Origin of the sequence: Paenibacillus sp. Marseille-Q4541 (assembly GCF_018310695.1) — a bacterium.
Lineage (GTDB): Bacteria > Bacillota > Bacilli > Paenibacillales > Paenibacillaceae > Paenibacillus.
Window position 1 is genome coordinate 126,523 of the sequence record NZ_JAGXCY010000002.1, and the last position, 19,563, is coordinate 146,085.

Here is a 19,563-nt window from a genome sequence, read left to right on the forward strand (position 1 = left end):
TATAAAAAAATAGAGACATTACGCAATACAGGTGCATAACAACAAAAGCACCTCAAAAATAAAAAAGCGTGATATCTCCAGTGGTCTGGTCGATTCGCTATTCAATTGGGTCATTTCACAAACTGAAACAATATTCAGTTTGTTCTGTCGCTTATTCTATCAACAGTAAAAATGGATGTCAAACCTTTTTTTGTAAAGTTATTTCTTTTCAAATAATCTCACTAGACGATGTACCTGAATAGAAACAGGGATTTCGAAACCTGGAGCTTTTTGCAAAGTTAATCCCTGAATTAAACTTACAAAATAAAAGGCCAGTTCAATTGGAGGTTCATCTATGAATAATCCTTCCCTTTGTCCTTCCTGAAAGATAGAGGCAAGCGGCTCCAAATTCCTAGTGAATCTCTTCGTCGCTGCTTCTCTAATTTCTGTATCAATCATTTCATTAGTACGTACACTTTGCAACATAATGGTGAAAGCCCAGTTGCTCTCTTGTAATAGCCAAGACTCCGCAAATTCATGCAGTTTCTGAGCTGGGCTAATTCCTTTTCGTTGTGCATATTCACTAACTGTTCTCCCGTAATTCTCTTGTCCTCTTCGTAACACTTCACTTAAAATTTCTTCTTTCGATTTAAAATAATTGTAGACATTCCCTACGCTTAAACGGGCTTCCATCGCTATATCCGTAATACTAACCGAACTTACTCCTTTTCTAGCGATGGCTTGCAGTGCAGAATCCAAAATCTGCTCTTTGCGAAGCTCCCTCATTTGCATATCTTTTTCCATATTTCTTGGAGACATGCCCTTTCCTCCTTTCTTATGTAAAATATTCATAACAGTCTTGACATTATAACCCAACTCATATGTTCTATCTATTCCTTCTTTACATAGCAAAAGAGTGCTGCAGGTCTTGAAACAGACCCTACAGCACTCTTTATTCATCCTTTATTTTACGGTTACTACAACTTTATCTGTCACTGTAATTCCTGACTCATTCACAAGCTCGGCAACATATTCATACGTTCCCGCAGAACGATTCGATAGGACTGACACTGCACGTTGTGCATTGGGGGTCTGTCCACTTAACGATTGAGTATCAATAAGTACACCATTCTCGAATAAGCGGTAGGAAGATGCATTTGTTCCCCACCAAAGATTCATTTGGATGTTATAGTTCCCGTCACCATCCCAATTATCATGAGAAAGTACAGCGTTCCCAGGACTCGCATCCGTAACTACGACTACAACCGAAGAAGAAGCTGTTGTTCCATAGCGATTCGTCAGCTCACTAGTATAAGTATAAGTTCCGTTTGATTTTCCAGTGATTGCAGTCGTAGCCGACTGTTTTTCTGGTGTTTTATCGCTAATTTTCTGCGTATCGATTAGTACTCCATTCTCATATAACTTGTACTCGGTTGCGTTGTTTCCCCACCATAAATTCATCGTAATGTCGTAACTTCCGTCACGCAGACCATTATCATAACCGTTATTGCTAGAAAGTACAGCTTGTCCTGGTACACCCGTGGCCAGAACAGGTTCCTCCGGATCTACAGGTACTTCAGGCTCTTCCGGATCTGTACTTTCCACAAGAGTTATGTCGCTTATTCCTCTTGGTTTTAACTGATACACTCCACGAAAAATAGCAGATACACCTGTGAGATTCACTTTATCTCCTGTTTGAAATGGAAACGTCTCAATGGTAAGACCCGTACGAGCATCAATCCTTACATGGTTTGTCTGCTCACCACCAACAGCATCAAATTCAAATGATCCCTCTGGCGCTGCACTGACGATATTTTGAATCGTGACATTATTCAATTCTACCAGTTGCCCTTGTGTTTCTTCCGTTATCGTTGTAATAGGTTTCGCACTAGGAACATTTGCGGAGCCTATTTTCTCAATCGATTCAATATCAGCAAGTTCAAGTTCGGTGTTATACACGGTTAGTGTAGCCGTAATTTTTACTTTGTCACCGGTATTAAATCCTTCCTGTGATTGATAGACATAAATGCCCGCCGTATCGTCTTGTAAATAAAAAGCTTGTCCCCCGAACGTACCCGGCTGAGTAGTCACTACCCCTTCAACCATAACCACGGTTCCCTCTGCTTTAGCCCTTGCCTCACTTATCGTTGCCAGAGTAACTTCCGGGGTTTGACCTCCGTCACCGGGAAGAGGCTCAGCAGGAACATTCGCAATCGTAACAGGCGTTGTCACCAGATTGGAACCGTTTAGTCGGAGTCGTAAACTCGCAGCTCCGGTCGTTCCCGGTTTGATCTGTACATTTATATCCTTTGTCGCGATACCTTGACTATTAGCAGTCATGCTGAAAGTCTGACTATATCCATATGCACTCGGCCACGTTCCGCCCTCATTTTGAACTTTGGCAACCTGAGTCCCTCCAGTTGTGTATATACCGGCACTGTAGCCAGATACGGAGCTGTTCGGGGCTAAATTATTGATCACCACACGTATCTGGAAAGTTTCCGCATTGGGTAACTGACTCTGATGCACAAAACTGTAAGTCGGATTCGATGGAGCTGCTGTTGAACTTCCGTAAGAACCAGGTTTATAGGTCGAAGAATCCCACCATTTATACCCTGCGGCAGGCTGTGCCCATGGCTCAGCCTGAGGTTCTGTAGAAGCCGCGGGAGCTTCAAACGGCAAGAGAGTTGTGGGTTTGTCGAGTACAAGTCCACTGACCTTTGTAAAATCAGAGTAACTCTCATCTTCTGAAAGCCAATTGACTAGATTTACGAGTAAAGTAGCATCATCCTGCTCTTTGAACCCATCATATGTCGTTTTTTTACTGCCATTCTCCTCACGAACATATTTGGGTGAAGCATCTTCGACAGGAGAAGAATCTCCGATGAAGGCAGCTTTACCTAGTCCTGCTTTGGAAACAGCAACATAAGGACCTTCTTCTACTCCCCCACCATTATAAACACCCTGATCGACAGCATTTCCCCAGGCTGCTTTTGTTTTTGGCACGTACACAATCCCTTTAGCTTTCGTCGGATCCGTAATAGCAAGCGTAGAACCCGCATGCATCGCAACACCGGATACCCCTTCTGTTATACCAAACGCCTGATTAGGAGCAACGATCTGATTCGCCGTTATGTCACCTAGCGCGTTATAGCGGAATCTTACACCGAAGTTATCCGCTAACCAATCTGAGCTGACAACGCCTTGCATCGCTGCTGAATTTTTCTCCTCTGCACTCATTCCTTTTGTCGGGTCCACCCAAGCTCCTCTACGAAAACCGTTAATAGACTCGGATCCATCCCAGCGATTTTTGTTTCGGTCTGCATTGTAATGATCCCCAATAAAAAAGATACTTCCACCTTGATCTACATATTGTTTCATTGCTTCTTGTTCGCTTTGTTTGAAAGGAATATTGGGTTCGGCAACGACAAAAACATCATAAGCGGAAAGATCCGTTATTGTGATCGGAGTAGCTTTGCGAAGTTCTTTCACATAATAACCGTCGGACGCAAGTGCATTGCCAAAATCGGAAAATCCACCGTCAATAACCCAGTCTGCTGCGCCTGCCGTCTGTGCATGCGTATTGTCGAATAACACTTTTTTACCGGCATTTTCATTTACAACCTTCGCATTGATAAAAGGGGCAGGATCTTGCGGTCCCTCTGCTTGTACATAGGAAATGTTTCCAGACCATCCCGTCTGAACAGATAAGGCTACTGCTGCTGCCACCACGTATTTAAGCCAGCTTTTGTTTTGAACCCATTTCCATGTTGTCCCCATGTTATTCCTCCCATATTGTTAATTATTGGTAGATACAGTCTTATTCTAGCACGCATGTATCAAAAATTATCGAATAGTATGTAAAATGATGTGATTTGAACATTTTTCATTTCATGTTAGATTTCATTCACGTTCGTATATCAAGAGAGAGTTCAGCGTTACTATAAGTCTGAGAAAAACAAAAAAAGACTCAGGAATAAAACCCGAATCTTTTTTAAAACGAAAAAAATCACCCCGTTGGAATTGCAACAAAATGTCCTTTTGAAACTTCCACTAACTCTGACTGTAGTAGATTATACTTATCTGCACTGGTTTGTTCCTCCAGTAATTTCCGAGTTTTTTTCGATTCAATTCTTGGGTCCGGTACTGGGATTGCCGCAAGTAAAGACTTTGTATACTCATGCTGAGGATTAGCGTAAAGCTCTTCACTCTCTGCAAGCTCGACAATTTTTCCGGCATACATGACTGCCACACGGTCACTAATATGTTTGACCATAAACAAATCGTGAGCAATGAATAAATAGGTCAAGCCCAGCTTATGTTGTAGGTCTTCAAGTAATTGAACTACTTGGGACTGTATGGACACATCCAGTGCGGATAAGGGCTCATCGCATACTAAAAATTTAGGCTCTACAGCTAAAGCACGAGCGATGCCGATCCGCTGCCTTTGTCCTCCGGAGAATTCATGAGGGTACCTTTCAGCAAAAGATGGCTCAAGGCCTACGAGGTCCAGCAGCTCTTCAACCCTTTTTTTACGCGCTTCCTTACTCCCACTCATCTGATGGACATCCATGGATTCTCCAATAATATCCATAACCTTAAATCTCGGATTGAGTGAAGCATACGGGTCTTGGAAAATCATTTGCATATGTCTGCGCATCATTTTCATTTCCTTATTATTCAACCGATGGACAGGCATTCCTTGATACAACACTTCTCCAGCGGTTGGCTCGTGCAATCGTAATATCGTTCTACCCGTAGTAGATTTGCCTGAACCGGATTCACCTACAACCCCTAGGGTTTCACCTGGATGGATATGAAAACTAATGTCATCCACCGCTTTCACAACATGTCCTCTACCCATATTAAAATATTGCTTCAGCCCCGATACCTCAAGCAGTGGCTCACTTTTACTTGAATTCAAAATCAAGGAAGCTGGCTTAGGTTTCTTCTTCTCATCCAGGCGAGGTAGTGCATTTAGAAGTTTTTGAGTATATGGATGTTTGGCCTCTTCAAAAATCTCTTCCGTTGTACCTGTTTCCACCACTTCTCCGTCTTTCATCACGACAACACGGTCACACATTCCTGCTACTACACCAAGATCATGAGTAATTAGAATAATGGAAGTTCCAAATTTCTCTTGCATATGTTTCATGACATTCAAAATTTGTGCTTGTATCGTTACATCAAGCGCTGTAGTCGGTTCATCTGCAATAAGTAAGGTTGGACGACAAGCAAGTGCAATCGCAATCATGGCACGTTGTCTCATGCCTCCCGAGAACTCATGCGGATACTGATTGTATCTGGACTCACTATCTCGAATACCAACAAGTTTCAACATTTCAATGGCTTCATGCTTTGCTTCTTTACTAGATAATTTGCGATGTTTCTTTAAACTTTCGGCAATCTGTTTCCCTACTTTAATTGTAGGATTCAGTGAAGTCATGGGGTCTTGAAATATCATCCCTATGTCTCTTCCCCGAATGGATTCCATTTCTTTCTCGGTTTTATGCGCCAAATTCTGACCCATGAACTCGATTTCTCCGTCTTTCATATGAGCAGGGGGGGATGGAAGCAATCTCATGATCGAACGAGCTGTAACACTTTTACCGCTACCTGATTCCCCAACAATACCGAGCGTTTCTCCCTTTTTCAGTTCAAAACTAACTCCTTTTACGGCTTCAAACTCCCGATCCTGATTCAAAAAAGAGACTTTCAAATGATTCACTTTTAAAATTGTTGAATTCACGATGTTCACCTACCAACGACGTTTTCTTGAAACTATGTAAAAATAATGCTTGGAATGATTGACTTTTAAACCAGTCGTAAATAAAATATACTATATTGATCGGAATAATGCAATTTAAACGAAAGGAGGTCATAACCATGGAAATTGCGAGAAATTCTCAGCCTGATTCTTCATCAGAGCGTTTCCGTCTTTCAGACACCATAAGTGAAACCTACAAGAAGATACAGGTTCGTCCTACCTATTCATTCTTTCTCTTAATTCTCGGATTCCCAGTTCATTTGTTTACTTTCTTCTATTATCTACTGAAGATAAATAAGGCGGGATCTAATAGTATCAGAGAACAAGTTCAGCAGGAAATGCTCGAAAGAGGATTTTATGATGAATTAGTAGAGCGGTATACTTTGCAATTGGAACGCAAAAATGCCTTTTTCGATCAATCGGCGACTACGAAACAAATTCGTGAAACAGCTGAGAGTTGGGCTAAAGCTGCTAGCGTAGAGAAACAGGAGGAGCTTGTAAGGTTGCGTCTTACGGAAATCGGTCATGAACAGCGTACTTATCATCAAACATTTCAAGACCTTGTACATAACCCGCTATTTCTTGCCTTGTCCTTTCTTCCAGGCATTTTGATGTATACGTTAATTCTTATGTACAGTAATCCGTATACCAAATATGTAATGGAACGTTTCGTCATGACGCTCTTTGTTATTATGGGAGTTGTCATTATTGTTTTCACACTCTTATATATGTCTCCTTTTGATCCTGCTGCGAACATCCTTGGAGAAGGTGCAACTAAAGAGCAGATTGCGAACTTCAATCATATTTACGGTCTGGATCAAGGATACTTTACCCAGTTGTGGAACAATATCAAAGGAATCGCTATGTTTGATCTCGGTACTTCCTATACAGGTAATGAAGATGTTGCCTCCAGCATTGCGCGTAAATTTCCGATTACGCTGACACTCACGCTGATCTCGCTCTTCTTTTCTGTACTGATAGCCATTCCCGTTGGAATCATTTCGGCAACAAGACCTAATTCATTTTTTGATTACACGTTTATGTTTATCGCCCTGCTTGGTCTATCCATTCCAAATTTTTGGCAAGGGCTAATCTTCATTCTTAACTTCTCAATAAAATTGGGATGGTTCCCGGCTACCTTTAGTCCTGAGAATGCAGCATCGATCATAATGCCCGTTATTGTACTAGGTACAGGACTCACTGCTGCGGTAGCAAGAATGACTCGTTCTTCTACTCTGGAAGTCATTCATGAAGATTATATTATTACAGCCAAAGCGAAGGGTCTTAGTCGTAGGGTAGTACTTTGGAGACATGCGGTAGGTAACGCCATTATTCCAATTATTACTGTTATTGGTCTTCAGTTTGGTGGGATGCTCGGGGGAGCAGCGGTAACGGAGAAGGTATTTAACATTAGCGGAATCGGGAGCTACATTGTAGATAAACAGTTTATTCCTGATATTCCCGGCATACTAGGCGGAGTCGTATATACGGCCATTACCATCTCTATCGTCAATGTGTTCATCGACATCTTGTATGCCTTTTTCGATCCTCGAATCAGGTCCAAGATGAAACAATATTAAAGCAGGTGCTGTAATGTCTACCCTAATTGAGCAAAAGACTTCACGGTTCGAAAAGAGTCAGCAGTTAAAACTTTCACCCGAATATATGCAGTCCCAATTTATTTGGGTCGTTTCTCTGTTGATCACTGCCATTCTACTTGTAAGCAGTTATGATTTTGCAGGCAATGCGATAAAACCTATTGTTTTTGCTGTATTTGCTGCTTATGCATTGTTTACTTTGATTCAAATCCTGATCACCTGGCTTATTCGGCGGGATATACTGACGAACGGTGAAATTAGACCCGTCACAAGACGTCTAGGTTATTTGCAGCTATTCTCTGTCCTGACAGGTAATATTTTTACTGTGATTTTTGCGATGCATCTCATCAAAAAGAAAACGACAAGTCAATACACACTCGCCGTCTATTTACTCATAACCCAGATCTTTATCATCGTTCTATCATCACTGAACCTGTTCAAGCCTTATGTGACAGATACTTTTTTACCCGCCATGTTTGTACTTGCCGGAATTGCCGTATTTTATTTCGTTTCCTTGACACTAGTTGCTAAGTTCGTGGATCGCCGTCAGGCTCCCAAATGGATGATATACATAGCTGTTCCACTCCTCTTAACTAGTATAACTGGAAATCTGTTTGCCTTATTACTAGGGCTAGACTTGCTTTTCAAAATACGTCAAACCCTGAAACCAGGTTCAGGGAATTGGGAACGAATATGGAACAAAATTACGAGAAACGTCAGCTCTATGTTTGGGTTATTTTTTATCCTATTTATGTTTGCCATCTCGGTGTCGAGCTTTTTCACTTTCGACTATGATATGGCGATTCAAAATAACTATAGTGCGATTCTTCAAACACCTAGCCTAGCTTACCCACTCGGTACGGATCATTTCGGTCGAGATTTATTCTCTCGTATTGTGTTTGGAGCAAGGATCTCCCTTGTGGTCGGATTTATCTCAACCTTAATTCCGGTTATTATAGGCGGAATACTAGGTGCATTAGCAGGATATTATGGACGCCATACAGATAACATCATCATGCGATTGCTGGATGTACTCTATGCAATTCCAGGTATTTTGCTTGCCATCGCCATCATCGCAGCTTTTGGTGCAAACACGACCAATCTAATCATTGCACTCAGTATTGGCTCTATACCAACTTATGCTAGAACCATGCGAGCGAATGTACTGATGGTATCTAATTATGAATATGTGGATGCTGCACGAGCTTTCGGTTCTAGCAATTTATCGATTATTTTCAGACACATTGTTCCTAATTCTTTCGCACCTATGATTGTTAAATCTACTCTTACGATTGGCGGGGCCGTGATTGCTACAAGTAGTCTCAGTTATTTAGGGCTTGGTGTGGAGCCGCATATCCCAGAATGGGGAAACATCCTAAAAGTCGGCAGCACTTATTTGGAATCCCATTCCTACCTTGCCATCTATCCTGGTCTCGCCATTGTTGCACTCGTCTTATCTTTCAACTTTCTAGGAGACGGACTTCGGGATGCACTGGACCCTAAACTAGATTAATTCATCACTTCATATACGAACTTAAGGAGGATTTCACTTGAAAAAAGCACTCTTACCCTTATTACTTGTTCTCATCCTGGTTATATCCGGTTGCAATGTGAACACAAAATCAGATGTAGCTGGTGAGAATGAAACTACAGAAAACCCAACCACTACGGAACTTAAACCTGTTGATATTGAGCTTCTCGCGATGAGCAGCGGCGAATCTGACGTCAATATTATTCGAGATCAACTAATCAAAAATGGTTTCAACGTCAAACTGAACCTCCAGCCAGATTACGGCAGTTTCAAAGCTCAAGAAGATGCAGGCAACTATGATATTTCCTTGTCCGGCTGGACTACCGTGACGGGTAACCCTGACTATGCGGTTCGTTCTCTTTTCAAAACAGGCGGTGATTATAGCATTCTAGCTGATCCTGAGGTCGACAAATTGATTGAACAAGCAAGTACGGAAACACCTGAAGAATATACAGCGACATATAAAAAGCTGGAGGATTATCTTGTTTTTGATAAGGCATATATCGCTCCACTCTATATTTCACTGAAAAGCCAAGGGTTTAACAAAGATGTACTGAATCCGGATACGATTCGCCTGTCAAAATCTCGTTCACAGGTTTGGGAATCGATTCAATTTAAGGATACTTCCAAAAATGCAACCGAACCCCTACTTCTAACCCAATCGAATTCTACACTGACTTCACTAGATCCGATTAAAGGGAACGATGGGTCCATCAATGCGCTTAATACAAATATGTATGTTCGTCTCGTTAATCTGACCGATGATGACCAAATCACTTCAGAAGGTTCTCTTTCTTTAAATCATGGCATTGCAGATGGCAATTCAGAATATTACTTTGTCCTGCGTGATGATATTCATTTTGCTAGGATTACAGATAAGAAAGCCGAAGATTCCGGCGAACGTGTAGGTGCAGAAGATGTTGTCTTCTCGCTAAACCGCGCGAAAGATCAAAATTCAGTGCCCGATCACCGTACGTATTCCTTACACGAACATATTAAGGATGTCGAAGTCGTTACAGATCTGAATGCACTCGAATCGGTCAAACAAGCGGGAAGCGGAGAGTCGATTAAAGATGCTCTTGATAAAGATTTAGATCAAGGGATTACGCAACTGGTAAGTGATAAAACAGAGGCAGATAACAAATCAGGCAAATACCAAGTTGTAAAATTGACGACGACAGAACCTTTCCCGCAAGTACTGAATTATTTGGCTCACCAGTCTGCAGGGATCGTATCCAAAAAACAAGTGGAAAGCATAAACACTTATGATGTAGCAAGCTTTGATGTAAATAAAGATATTCCTTACGGTGATCAAAAAACAGTAACAGAAGGAAGTTCCTACAATAATACGCTCTATGCAAGCGGCCCTTACATTTTGTCTTACAAAAATGATTACGAAGCTGTCTTCTATAAAAATCCGGGTTATATGAAAGGTACGAAACATGAACCGCAAATTTCTAAGATAATAGTGAAATTCATTAAAGATGCGGACAACGCTCTATCTGCGCTTCGCAGTGGAGAAATTCATATGTACTACGGAATACCTGAAACCAAATATGATCTAGTCAAGCAAGATAGTAAACTACAGTTGCAAACATTAGAAAGCAATGGAGTCAGCTATTTGTTGTTTAACACAAAAGGCCGTGATGTAGCGGAAAGCGAAGATTTGAGAAAAGCAGTTCTCTATTCCATCAATCAAGATGAGATTCTGTCCTTCTATAACAACAATAAAATCAAAGCTGTATCCACGGTAAGCCCCATCGTCAATACGGGTAATGAACTAGTTGCTGATCCGGCAAAAGTAAAAGATTTTTTGACGAAGTATCAGGCAAGCAAATAACTCATGTTATTTAAACTTAAAAAGGAGTGCTCTCATAGTAGAGCACTCCTTTTTTAATGATACGTTTATTAAAATGTAATTTTAAGGAATGTAGCCCTTTCACATTTTTTTAATAGAGCCCACAAATAAGCCAAGTCCCTAGTCATAAGGGAACTTGGCTTTTATTAGAATATCCGGTTCGACCAGCCGAGTAGCTTGGCGATCGTCTCAACGTAGAAGTAATCCCCGTAGATGAGTGAGACATTCACGTTCTGCTCAGCTGGTTTATTGCCCGTTCCTTCCCGAAGTAAGCCTTGATAGTCCGGCTCATCAAGTGTCGCGTAATGCTCAGTCAATGATTTGATGATCTTTTCTGCGGCTTGTTGATAAATTCTGCCCTCCTCGGGAGGAAGCAGATGAGCAATTTCAATCAGACCTGAAGCCGCACAACTAGCGGCGGAAGTATCTCTAGGCTCGTTAATTGGGTCTGGAGTACGGAAATCCCAATGCGGTATATGATCCTCAGGTAAGCAGCTAATGAAATAATGGGCCACCTGCTGAGCTGCACGAAGATAACGAATATCTTTAGTATATTTATACGTATTAGCCATACCATATATCGTCCAAGCTTGACCTCTGCTCCAAGATGAGAATGGACCGTATCCTTGGCCACCCAAATATTTCTCTACCTCACCCGTTTCTGGATCGAATGCAACGATATGATGTACAGAACCATCCTCCCGAATAAATTGGCTGAGAACCATATCTGCATGTGCACAGGCGATTTGGCGGAATCGCGGATCGTTGATCTGTTCGGATGCCCAGAAGAGCAGCGATAGATTCATCATCGAGTCTATGATTGCCCAGCCCGTTTTTTCTTGGTTCCATGCACGCAGAAACTGCCCCTTCAAGTTAAAACGTCCCGCCAGAAAATTAGCTGCACCTAGCGCTATGCGACGGGCATCTTCATTCCCCGTTAACCTGTGCTTCACTACTGCAGTAGGGAGAAATTGAAAGCCAACATCGTGATGAAGATTACTGTTTATAATAAAACATTGTTCAATTCGTGCATCCCAATTCCACGCTGCAGAACGATATTGTTCTTTTCCCGTCATTTCGTGCTGTATCCACAACATACCCGGCCAGAAGCCAGAGGTCCACCAATCTATCCTCATATCATCATAAATACCTGAAACAGAGACATGCGGTGATTTATCGCCAATATCTCGAATCATACGGTCCGTCTTATTTTGGATTTTCTCCCACCACGAGAACAGTTCTGCTTTTTGTAAAATGACGAGATCTCCCATTTATTCATTCTCCTTATGATCATATCGTCTAACAACCCTGTATAGCTTTCCGGCTTCCAATTGGAATTTAGCTACTGTAGAACATGGAACTTCGGCAATTAGGTTCTCACCGTCGACAATTATGACTGCAATATCACCACAACGCAGCGTGCAATGGGTACTTTTCTTCGCAGTTATTCGTCCTTCCTTCAGCAACCCGTCCTCCCACTCAAGATCCACTGTTAACGCTCCTCTTGCCCGCAATCCTGTCACCTTCCCGCTTCTCCAAACGGATGGTAGCGCTGGCAGTAATGAAAGCTCGCTGCCATGCGACTGCAAGAGCATCTCTATAATACCGGCAGCCCCTCCAAAATTACCATCGATCTGAAATGGTGGATGTGCATCAAGTAAATTCGGATAAGTCGAGTGAGTCAGCAGCTTCCTTACATGCGAATAGGCTTCATCCCCATCTTCCAGCCGAGCCCAGAAATTCAATATCCAAGCGCGGCTCCATCCAGTATGACCGCCGCCATGCGCTAATCGACGCTTTATCGTCCGCTTCGCAGCCTCCGCAAGCGCGGGCGTCTGTCTCACCTGAATCTGTTCGCCAGGGTGCAGAGCGAATAACTGCGAAATATGTCGGTGACCCGGATCCTCTTCATCCCAGTCCTCCAGCCACTCCATGATGGTCCCATTTTTGCCGATTTCAGGCCGGGGAAGCTTTGCAAGTGCCCTTTCCAGCTCAGAACGAAGTTCTTCCTCCGTTCCAAGAATTCGAAATACGTCAATACAGGAACTCCACAAGGCATGAACAATCTGACTATCCATTGACGGTCCCATACATAGTGTTCCGACCTCGCCGTTTGCCCTAATGAAACGATTTTCCGGAGAGATTGAAGGTCCTGTTACCAAGCGACCTGACTCGTCCTCCGACATATAGTCGAGGAAGAATACAGATGCTTCCTTCATGAAAGGATAAGCTCTCTCCTTTAGAAATTCTTCATCTAGACTATAGCGGTAATGCTCCCATAGATGCAGGCTTAGCCAGGCCGCTCCCATCGGCCATATCGATGAGGATAGCAGGACACCTTCTACTTGTGTATCGCCCCATAGATTCGTATTGTGATGGGCTACAAATCCCCGGCAACCGTATACATTACGAGCCGTAACCCTTCCTGCAGGCAGCATACTCTCTATTAGATCAAATAATGGCTCATGGCATTCTGGCAAGCCACCCGTCTCCGCCGGCCAATAATTCATTTGAGTATTAATATTAATGGTATATTTAGATTCCCAAGGCGGAGTAAAATTCGAGTTCCAGATCCCTTGTAGATTCGCAGCAAGTGTACCAGGTCTAGAGCAAGACAATAGTAAGTAGCGTCCATATTGGTAATATAGTGAGAACAGCCCTGCATCTTCCTCACCCTCAATTAATCTGTGCAGCCGGACATTAGTCGGCTGCTTCTCCAATAGAATCGCTGCTTGTTCATCAAGACCTCGAAGCTCCAGCTCTACTCTTCGATAATATGTTGAATAATCTTCGACATGCCGTTCTCTCAGTTGCTTGTAAGATAAAAGTTCGGCAGCTTGAAGCTGTTTTAAACAAGCTTCTTGAGGATTCTCATGCCGGAAAGACGTACTCGCTGCAAACAGCAATGTGACAGCATCAGCCCCTTCAATAGAGAGGAAATCACCTATCACCTTTAAGTTACCTCCCTGAGTAACCGCTTGAACTGCTGCTGCATACCGTACCCCATCGCTACCGTTCTGTCCGCTCATAATAATTGTCCGATCATCAGCCTTTATGGTCCCTTCATCGAAAGGACGTCTCATCAGGTTTACGCCAACCGTTATCGCACCGATAGCATCTGCCGTTAGACGAATCGCCATCACTTGATCAGGCGAACTGCTGAAGTACTCTCTTTCATACCTAACACCGTTACATGTATATTGAACACGAGAAATAGCTTCCTCCAGATCGAGTTCCCTCTCGTATCCTTCTACGGTGCCATCCTGTCCTCGCGACCACAACAGCATTTCGCCAAGTGGCTGATAGGGATGATAATATTTCGGACTGGACATCAAACTCATCCGTGCCAAATGCTCCGCTTCGCTCTGTTTACCCTCTATCAGCAAGTTTCTAATTTCCGGGAGATAGACTGGCGCATCCGCATTATTACCATTTACCGAGCCGCCGTACCAGAGGGAATCCTCATTCAATTGAACGGTTTCCTTGGCTACACTCCCGAATACCATGCCACCAAGCCTGCCGTTGCCTATGGGTAGTGCTTCTTCCCACTTGCTTGCCGGTTCTGTGTACCATAGCCTGCGTTTCATCCTCCCATTCCCTCTTTCGTTTTCGTCATGAGTTTCCCTGTACACCTAGTCCCATATTCGCAAAACTCCAGCTCAACTTATCGTACGACTTTGGAAGATCTGAATTGCCTATTAGTTCGCCTTTAAACTCACCAGTGTCCGATTTGGTCACGACAGCCTTAAGTTTGGAAGCATCTATTACCACTATACTTTTGCTAGTTTCGTCTAGATTCCTTCTAATGTGGGCAGTATTCGTGAAAGTGTCCCATCCAACCGTCTTCAAGCTAATGTATTTTCTTAAGCTATACATGTGTAAATTCATGAAATACACCTCATTTGCCTTTTCCTAAACGTTAGTACAATATATCCTCTTCATTCCATTGCCAATAATGCATATGATTGCTGACATTCCCGTATAAATAGTGATACGAACAAATCGATGAACCTTTGTTATATGATACAAATGAACAAAATGGGGTTGATTGTCACAAAATGATATTAAGGATGAGATGGAATTTAAAAATTTTAGAAGAAAAACACAATATTGTAATCTTCCTAGTCTTAAGACCAGGTTTCATATAGACTATAGTCAAGATCTGAATTACTACTTCAGCACGTTTTGTAAAGATAGCTAGCAAGCTAGAATAAGGGTAACAATGTTTTTGGAGGGGAAAAGAAACATGTCAGCGAATAGAGTTGTTTATATCGTTCTGACTTCAACAGGCACGTATTTATCGAAATTGATCCAATTTTATACGAAAGCTTCAATGAATCATGCATCCATTGCGTTTGATCCTGAACTGAAAGAGGTGTATAGTTTTGGACGTAAAAATGTAGCGAATCCGTTCCTGGCAGGACTTGTCCGGGAAGATTATAGCTCACCTTTTTTTCATTCGTCTCACTGCGCTGTATACACCTTAACCGTTACTTCCGAGCAGTATGATCAAATGCACCGCCTTGTCGGGGACATGATGCAACGACAGCATACATATAAATATCATCTTCTAGGCCTGATCGGAGTCATGCTCCAAGTAGAACTTCGTAGGGAGAATGCCTATTTTTGTTCTCAATTTGTATCTTATGTTCTTGGACATGGAGGAGCTCTGCCGGTTCGTAAACCTGCCCACTTTGTCACCCCAAGTGATTTTGAGAAAACCGATATTCTTAAAGAAGTGTATCGAGGCAGTTTGTGGGAATATACACTCAAATCTAAAGAGCGATCCGTCCGTAAAAAGGCCGTTTCTTCTATAGATAGAGTAAAGGCGCATATCATTTAATAGCCGTGTTGTGTCTTGCAATATGGGCAGATAGGATGTCTATTTACAATGGTTTATGACTTTTTACTTGAATTCATTGATCACTTTGGCTACATAGCCTTGTTCCTTGTACTATGTTTGGGACTCATCGGTCTTCCGATTCCCAATGAGGTTGTTGTCATGACAGCAGGTACTCTGTCAGCTACAGGAATTCTTTATTATCCATTTGCTTATCTCGCCGTTAGTCTTGGAATATGCTCTGCAATGACCGTTGGTTATGTCGTAGGACGTTTTTTTGTCAAGACTCGGCTCTTCCGTAGCATGCAGAAGACAACAAAGACGGAACGTTATTTTATGATCTCTGAAAAATGGTTTCATAAATATGGAGGATTCGCAATTAGTATGAGTCTTTGCTTGCCTTTCTTACGTCACATTACGATGTATGTCGCGGGAATGAATCGGATGTCCTATCGAAGGTTTGTTAGGTATGCCTACCCTGCTGCTTTTCTGTGGACACTTGTCTTCTTTTTGCTCGGTATTGTTGCTGAAGATCACATTGCGGAGATAGGTGCTCTGATAGAACATTATGGGATCATCATCGTTATTGTTTTGATCGTCTTATTATTCATATATTTACTGTTCAGATCATCTCGTAAGAAACAGCCTCATAAAACGTTATCTGGGAGGAAGTAAGTATGAAAGATACGAGTCACGAACTTTCCAAACATGACATCGCTGCCTTCTTCAATGCCTATGATACTGCAATTCATCAAGATCCATATCCATTTTACACAAAAATGCTTCAGGATTTCCCGGCCTATTATTTAGAAGAACGAGATACATGGATTGTCTCCAAACATGAATATGTACAATTCATTCTGAAAAGTCCGAAGCTGATTCGTGAACGAAGCAGTCTTGATGGGGAACCCGTAGTTGATGATCCTCCTAGATGGAGAAACATACAGGAATTAGTGCAAGACTGGATGCTGTTTCGCGATCCACCCACACACACGCGCCTTCGTAGTCACGTAGCTTACGCATTTACTCCGAAGACGCTGGAACAGAGCAAACCTCAAATCAGATCCATTGCCGAAAGTTTAGCAGCAGACATGCAAAAGGAAACAAACCCTGAAATATTGCAGCAGTTTGCTTTCCCTCTTCCTGTCATGGTAATTGCTGATATGCTTGGTGTACCAAAAGAAGAACGGGATGTCTTTAAGAAATGGTCCAATTCACTCGCTAGGCTTCTTGATGTGGCCATTTTATCTGAGGAACATTTGGACGAAGGTGACCTTGCTGCGTCAGAGATTCGTGCCTACTTCCGGCAACTAGTTAAAGAACGAAAGAAAAATCCTAAAGAAGATATCATCAGTGAGCTGATCCATGTTCAAAATCACGAACATCAGTTGTCAGAAGAAGAACTGATCAATAACTGTATCTTACTTCTGGTTGCAGGGCATGAGACCACCGTTAATCTCATTGGAAACGGAATGAAACTCTTTATAGAAAATCCTTCTTCCTATAATCTGCTACACCAAAATCCTGAGTTGATTCCTTCTGCGGTAGAAGAAGTGCTCAGATATGAGGGCCCTGTTCAGTTCACTAATCGTGCTGCTGGAGAGGATATCATACTCGGTGATACTTTAATAAAACGGGGCAAAGAAGTAATCGTTGGTCTAGGTGCAGCAAACCGAGACCCTGCTATATTCAACGATCCGAATCATTTCGATATCACACGAAAAAAGAATCGTCATTTAGCTTTTGCAACCGGACCCCATTTCTGTATTGGTGCCCCGCTCGCAAGACTGGAAGCCATCACTGCTTTTCAAGTACTGTTGCAACACTTTCCAGCTCTAAGGCTTGCTGATCCTTCGCCTGTATGGCGTGATCAGATTTTGTTCCGCGGCCTTGAAGCACTTCATGTGAAATTCTAATACGGTAAAAAGCTGAGTCCTCGTTATGAACAGGGACTCAGCTTTTTATTATGTGATCTTATCGACCGATACAATCTGAATATACAGAACGTACATGATATGATTTTCAGCAATGGCCTGATGAAACTGTTTCGAATCAGACAAGCAAATGCGAATAAAATGATTCCTATAGAGCGCCTAAGCATGAAACCACTCCCTCTCTATAGAAGGAACACCCACTCACCCACTACTACTAAAAGAAAAGTTACAAACATTTATGCTTTAAAAAACTAATCATTCAATCCTTTTCCGGCCAGAATTTGCTGCATACTCTTTTCAACCCTTGACACCCTGGTCTTGGATTGTTTGGGACTCGAAAAATAAAGAAGGTATGCTCTTTGCCGTCCAGGTGTCAATGCTTCAAAAGCAGTTTTCAAGGCAGGTGTTTCATCAAATTTATTTTGAAGTTCCTCAGGAATCGTGTATTCATCATTCTTTTTCAGATTCACTTCCAAACCCGATTTTTCAATTTCAATGGCTTCATAAATATAGATTTTCAAGATGGCTTCCATTTCAACTATTTCTTGAACACTATGGAACCGAATCTGACGCGCCGCTTGTACATTTTCTGTTTGTTGAATTAAAATCCCGTTAGGATCCTTTAACAAGGCACCTTTGTGAAACAGAAGCGCACAATAATCTTTGAATCCATGTATTAAAACAACGTTTTTATTCTCTAACGTGTAACAAGGATGCATCCACTTAAATTCTTCGGTCAGCTCACAGTCAAGAACGATAGTTCTCAACTGCTCATATTCTGCCTTCCACTTTTTAGCTTTACTTAAAAATTCATCGACCTTAGGATTCATTTCATTATTTGTCATTAAAGTACTTCCTTTTCATCATCAAAATATTGTTTTAAAATAAGCCGTTTCCAAAATCCACTTAATCTGATGAGATCATCTCTATCTCGTATCTATCATCTTATAGGTTCAATTGTACTGTTTTTTTATGCATTGTACAGTTTACTTACTCAGATGCTAGTTAAACCGATATTTTACATAGATTTCAATCGTTTTACATTTATTGACCTTATGTCAATCCAGTTGTAAAATAAAGTAAATATTTATATTTATTTGTTGAGGAGAGGAAATAATGAATGAACATTATCCTTATGACGAGCCTCTAGACTTAGACACATTAGTTAAATTAATCAAAATAAACTACAGCATCGAAAACTGGGAGGAAGTTATCTCTTTATCGGACGAGCTAATAACTTTAGCAAAAGAAGTTCATAAAGAGCTCGTTGAAACGGATTCTACTTCTCACATATTTAGTCAACATATCATTTATTATTTTGGTTATAGCTATCTAATGACGAGTCTTTCCAATCAAAAACTAGGTGACTATATCAAAACTAGAGAGTACATATCATTTTACGCTAATCTTGACTGGCTTAATGATTCAACTGAAACAGGGAAGCTAATTATACAAGACTTTAAGTTTTTTGCTTCCGCAAATAATCTCCAAACGGATGTACTAGACGGTAAACAAGAAAGATTCCCTCAATATGTTCAATTCTTAGACAAAAACCCTGAACAAGTACTTCAAGGTTTAATAAATATCCTTCGTTCTGCAAATCAGTTCAATTACAATGTCGATTCAGAAATCGCGCAGCTTACGAAACACATAGAAGGATATACTTACTATAGAGAAAAAATTAGGACAGCACATTACTTGTCTTATCATTACCAACTCGCTTTATACAGACATAAAAGACAGGAACATTCAATTGCTATCGATATTACTCTGCATATTCTTCATACTGCCGATAAATTAGGTAATGATAAATATTTCAAAAAGGCCATCTCTCTTTTTGAAATTATTAGAAAATTTAGTAGTGTTTCTCAGTTAAAGACATGTTATGATATATTAAACAATATCATTATGAGAGGGGATTTATCAGATGAAAAAGACCATTCTTTCCGCAACGATCCTGTTGGCGCTGTTAGTAGGAATAACTTTTTCTAGTTTAGGGCCAACTCAGATGCAGCTAGGTGATCATGGTTCTGAGTACTCAGGTCGTGGTAAAAAC

13 protein-coding genes are annotated in these 19,563 nt (G+C 41.6%); 7 read left to right on the forward strand and 6 right to left on the reverse strand.

All coding sequences use genetic code 11. The annotated features are described in order from the left end of the window. Nucleotides 1–198 precede the first annotated feature (198 nt). The 3 genes from KFT32_RS03265 to KFT32_RS03275 all read right to left on the reverse strand — a co-directional run bounded on the left by KFT32_RS03265 (nucleotide 199) and on the right by KFT32_RS03275 (nucleotide 5,728). Nucleotides 199–798, reverse strand: a complete 600-nt coding sequence (locus tag KFT32_RS03265) for a TetR/AcrR family transcriptional regulator (RefSeq protein ID WP_211745693.1) — start codon at nucleotides 796–798, stop codon at nucleotides 199–201. A gap of 144 nt (nucleotides 799–942) precedes the next feature. Next, on the reverse strand, nucleotides 943–3,759 hold the full coding sequence (locus KFT32_RS03270) for a chitinase N-terminal domain-containing protein (protein WP_211745694.1): 2,817 nt from the start codon (nucleotides 3,757–3,759) through the stop codon (nucleotides 943–945). Between the two features lie 229 nt (nucleotides 3,760–3,988). Then, nucleotides 3,989–5,728: an ABC transporter ATP-binding protein gene (locus KFT32_RS03275; protein ID WP_211745695.1), complete on the reverse strand. Its 1,740-nt coding sequence runs from the start codon at nucleotides 5,726–5,728 to the stop codon at nucleotides 3,989–3,991. Nucleotides 5,729–5,865: 137 nt separating this feature from the next. On the opposite strand from KFT32_RS03275, the gene KFT32_RS03280 reads away from it, so the two are divergent. Genes KFT32_RS03280 through KFT32_RS03290 form a run of 3 tightly spaced genes read left to right on the forward strand, consistent with a single transcriptional unit; the run spans nucleotide 5,866 to nucleotide 10,715 of the window. Next, nucleotides 5,866–7,326, forward strand: coding sequence for an ABC transporter permease (locus KFT32_RS03280; RefSeq protein WP_211745696.1), 1,461 nt, complete (start codon nucleotides 5,866–5,868; stop codon nucleotides 7,324–7,326). A gap of 13 nt (nucleotides 7,327–7,339) precedes the next feature. Beyond that, entirely contained in the window at nucleotides 7,340–8,857 is a 1,518-nt protein-coding gene (locus KFT32_RS03285; RefSeq protein ID WP_211745697.1) for an ABC transporter permease, read from the forward strand. Nucleotides 8,858–8,894: 37 nt separating this feature from the next. Beyond that, nucleotides 8,895–10,715: an ABC transporter substrate-binding protein gene (locus KFT32_RS03290; protein WP_211745698.1), complete on the forward strand. Its 1,821-nt coding sequence runs from the start codon at nucleotides 8,895–8,897 to the stop codon at nucleotides 10,713–10,715. A 164-nt stretch (nucleotides 10,716–10,879) separates the two neighbouring features. Here the strand turns inward: KFT32_RS03290 and KFT32_RS03295 are convergent, their stop codons facing one another. Continuing rightward, on the reverse strand, nucleotides 10,880–12,004 hold the full coding sequence (locus tag KFT32_RS03295; RefSeq protein ID WP_211745699.1) for a glycoside hydrolase family 88 protein: 1,125 nt from the start codon (nucleotides 12,002–12,004) through the stop codon (nucleotides 10,880–10,882). After that, nucleotides 12,005–14,320 (reverse strand): glycoside hydrolase family 95 protein, encoded by a 2,316-nt coding sequence (locus KFT32_RS03300; RefSeq protein WP_211745700.1) that lies wholly within the window; start codon nucleotides 14,318–14,320, stop codon nucleotides 12,005–12,007. Between the two features lie 659 nt (nucleotides 14,321–14,979). On the opposite strand from KFT32_RS03300, the gene KFT32_RS03305 reads away from it, so the two are divergent. Genes KFT32_RS03305 through KFT32_RS03315 form a run of 3 tightly spaced genes read left to right on the forward strand, consistent with a single transcriptional unit; the run spans nucleotide 14,980 to nucleotide 17,489 of the window. Then, complete coding sequence (locus KFT32_RS03305) at nucleotides 14,980–15,576, forward strand: hypothetical protein (protein WP_211745701.1); 597 nt, start codon at nucleotides 14,980–14,982, stop codon at nucleotides 15,574–15,576. A gap of 48 nt (nucleotides 15,577–15,624) precedes the next feature. Continuing rightward, entirely contained in the window at nucleotides 15,625–16,248 is a 624-nt protein-coding gene (locus KFT32_RS03310; RefSeq protein WP_211745702.1) for a DedA family protein, read from the forward strand. Between the two features lie 2 nt (nucleotides 16,249–16,250). After that, nucleotides 16,251–17,489 (forward strand): cytochrome P450, encoded by a 1,239-nt coding sequence (locus tag KFT32_RS03315; protein WP_211745703.1) that lies wholly within the window; start codon nucleotides 16,251–16,253, stop codon nucleotides 17,487–17,489. 269 nt (nucleotides 17,490–17,758) lie between these two features. Here the strand turns inward: KFT32_RS03315 and KFT32_RS03320 are convergent, their stop codons facing one another. Further along, a complete protein-coding gene (locus KFT32_RS03320; protein ID WP_211745704.1) occupies nucleotides 17,759–18,352 on the reverse strand; it encodes a YdeI/OmpD-associated family protein in 594 nt (197 codons plus the stop codon). 271 nt (nucleotides 18,353–18,623) lie between these two features. Between KFT32_RS03320 and KFT32_RS03325 the strand changes: the two genes are divergently transcribed. Then, nucleotides 18,624–19,499: a hypothetical protein gene (locus KFT32_RS03325; RefSeq protein WP_211745705.1), complete on the forward strand. Its 876-nt coding sequence runs from the start codon at nucleotides 18,624–18,626 to the stop codon at nucleotides 19,497–19,499. Nucleotides 19,500–19,563: the final 64 nt, after the last annotated feature.

Coding starts and splice junctions, on each gene's coding strand:
- KFT32_RS03265 (WP_211745693.1), bottom strand. CDS start 798: ATGTCTCCAAGAAATATGGAAAAAGATATGCAAATGAGGGAGCTTCGC.
- KFT32_RS03270 (WP_211745694.1), bottom strand. CDS start 3,759: ATGGGGACAACATGGAAATGGGTTCAAAACAAAAGCTGGCTTAAATAC.
- KFT32_RS03280 (WP_211745696.1), top strand. CDS start 5,866: ATGGAAATTGCGAGAAATTCTCAGCCTGATTCTTCATCAGAGCGTTTC.
- KFT32_RS03285 (WP_211745697.1), top strand. CDS start 7,340: ATGTCTACCCTAATTGAGCAAAAGACTTCACGGTTCGAAAAGAGTCAG.
- KFT32_RS03295 (WP_211745699.1), bottom strand. CDS start 12,004: ATGGGAGATCTCGTCATTTTACAAAAAGCAGAACTGTTCTCGTGGTGG.
- KFT32_RS03300 (WP_211745700.1), bottom strand. CDS start 14,320: ATGAAACGCAGGCTATGGTACACAGAACCGGCAAGCAAGTGGGAAGAA.
- KFT32_RS03305 (WP_211745701.1), top strand. CDS start 14,980: ATGTCAGCGAATAGAGTTGTTTATATCGTTCTGACTTCAACAGGCACG.
- KFT32_RS03310 (WP_211745702.1), top strand. CDS start 15,625: ATGGTTTATGACTTTTTACTTGAATTCATTGATCACTTTGGCTACATA.
- KFT32_RS03315 (WP_211745703.1), top strand. CDS start 16,251: ATGAAAGATACGAGTCACGAACTTTCCAAACATGACATCGCTGCCTTC.
- KFT32_RS03320 (WP_211745704.1), bottom strand. CDS start 18,352: ATGACAAATAATGAAATGAATCCTAAGGTCGATGAATTTTTAAGTAAA.
- KFT32_RS03325 (WP_211745705.1), top strand. CDS start 18,624: ATGAATGAACATTATCCTTATGACGAGCCTCTAGACTTAGACACATTA.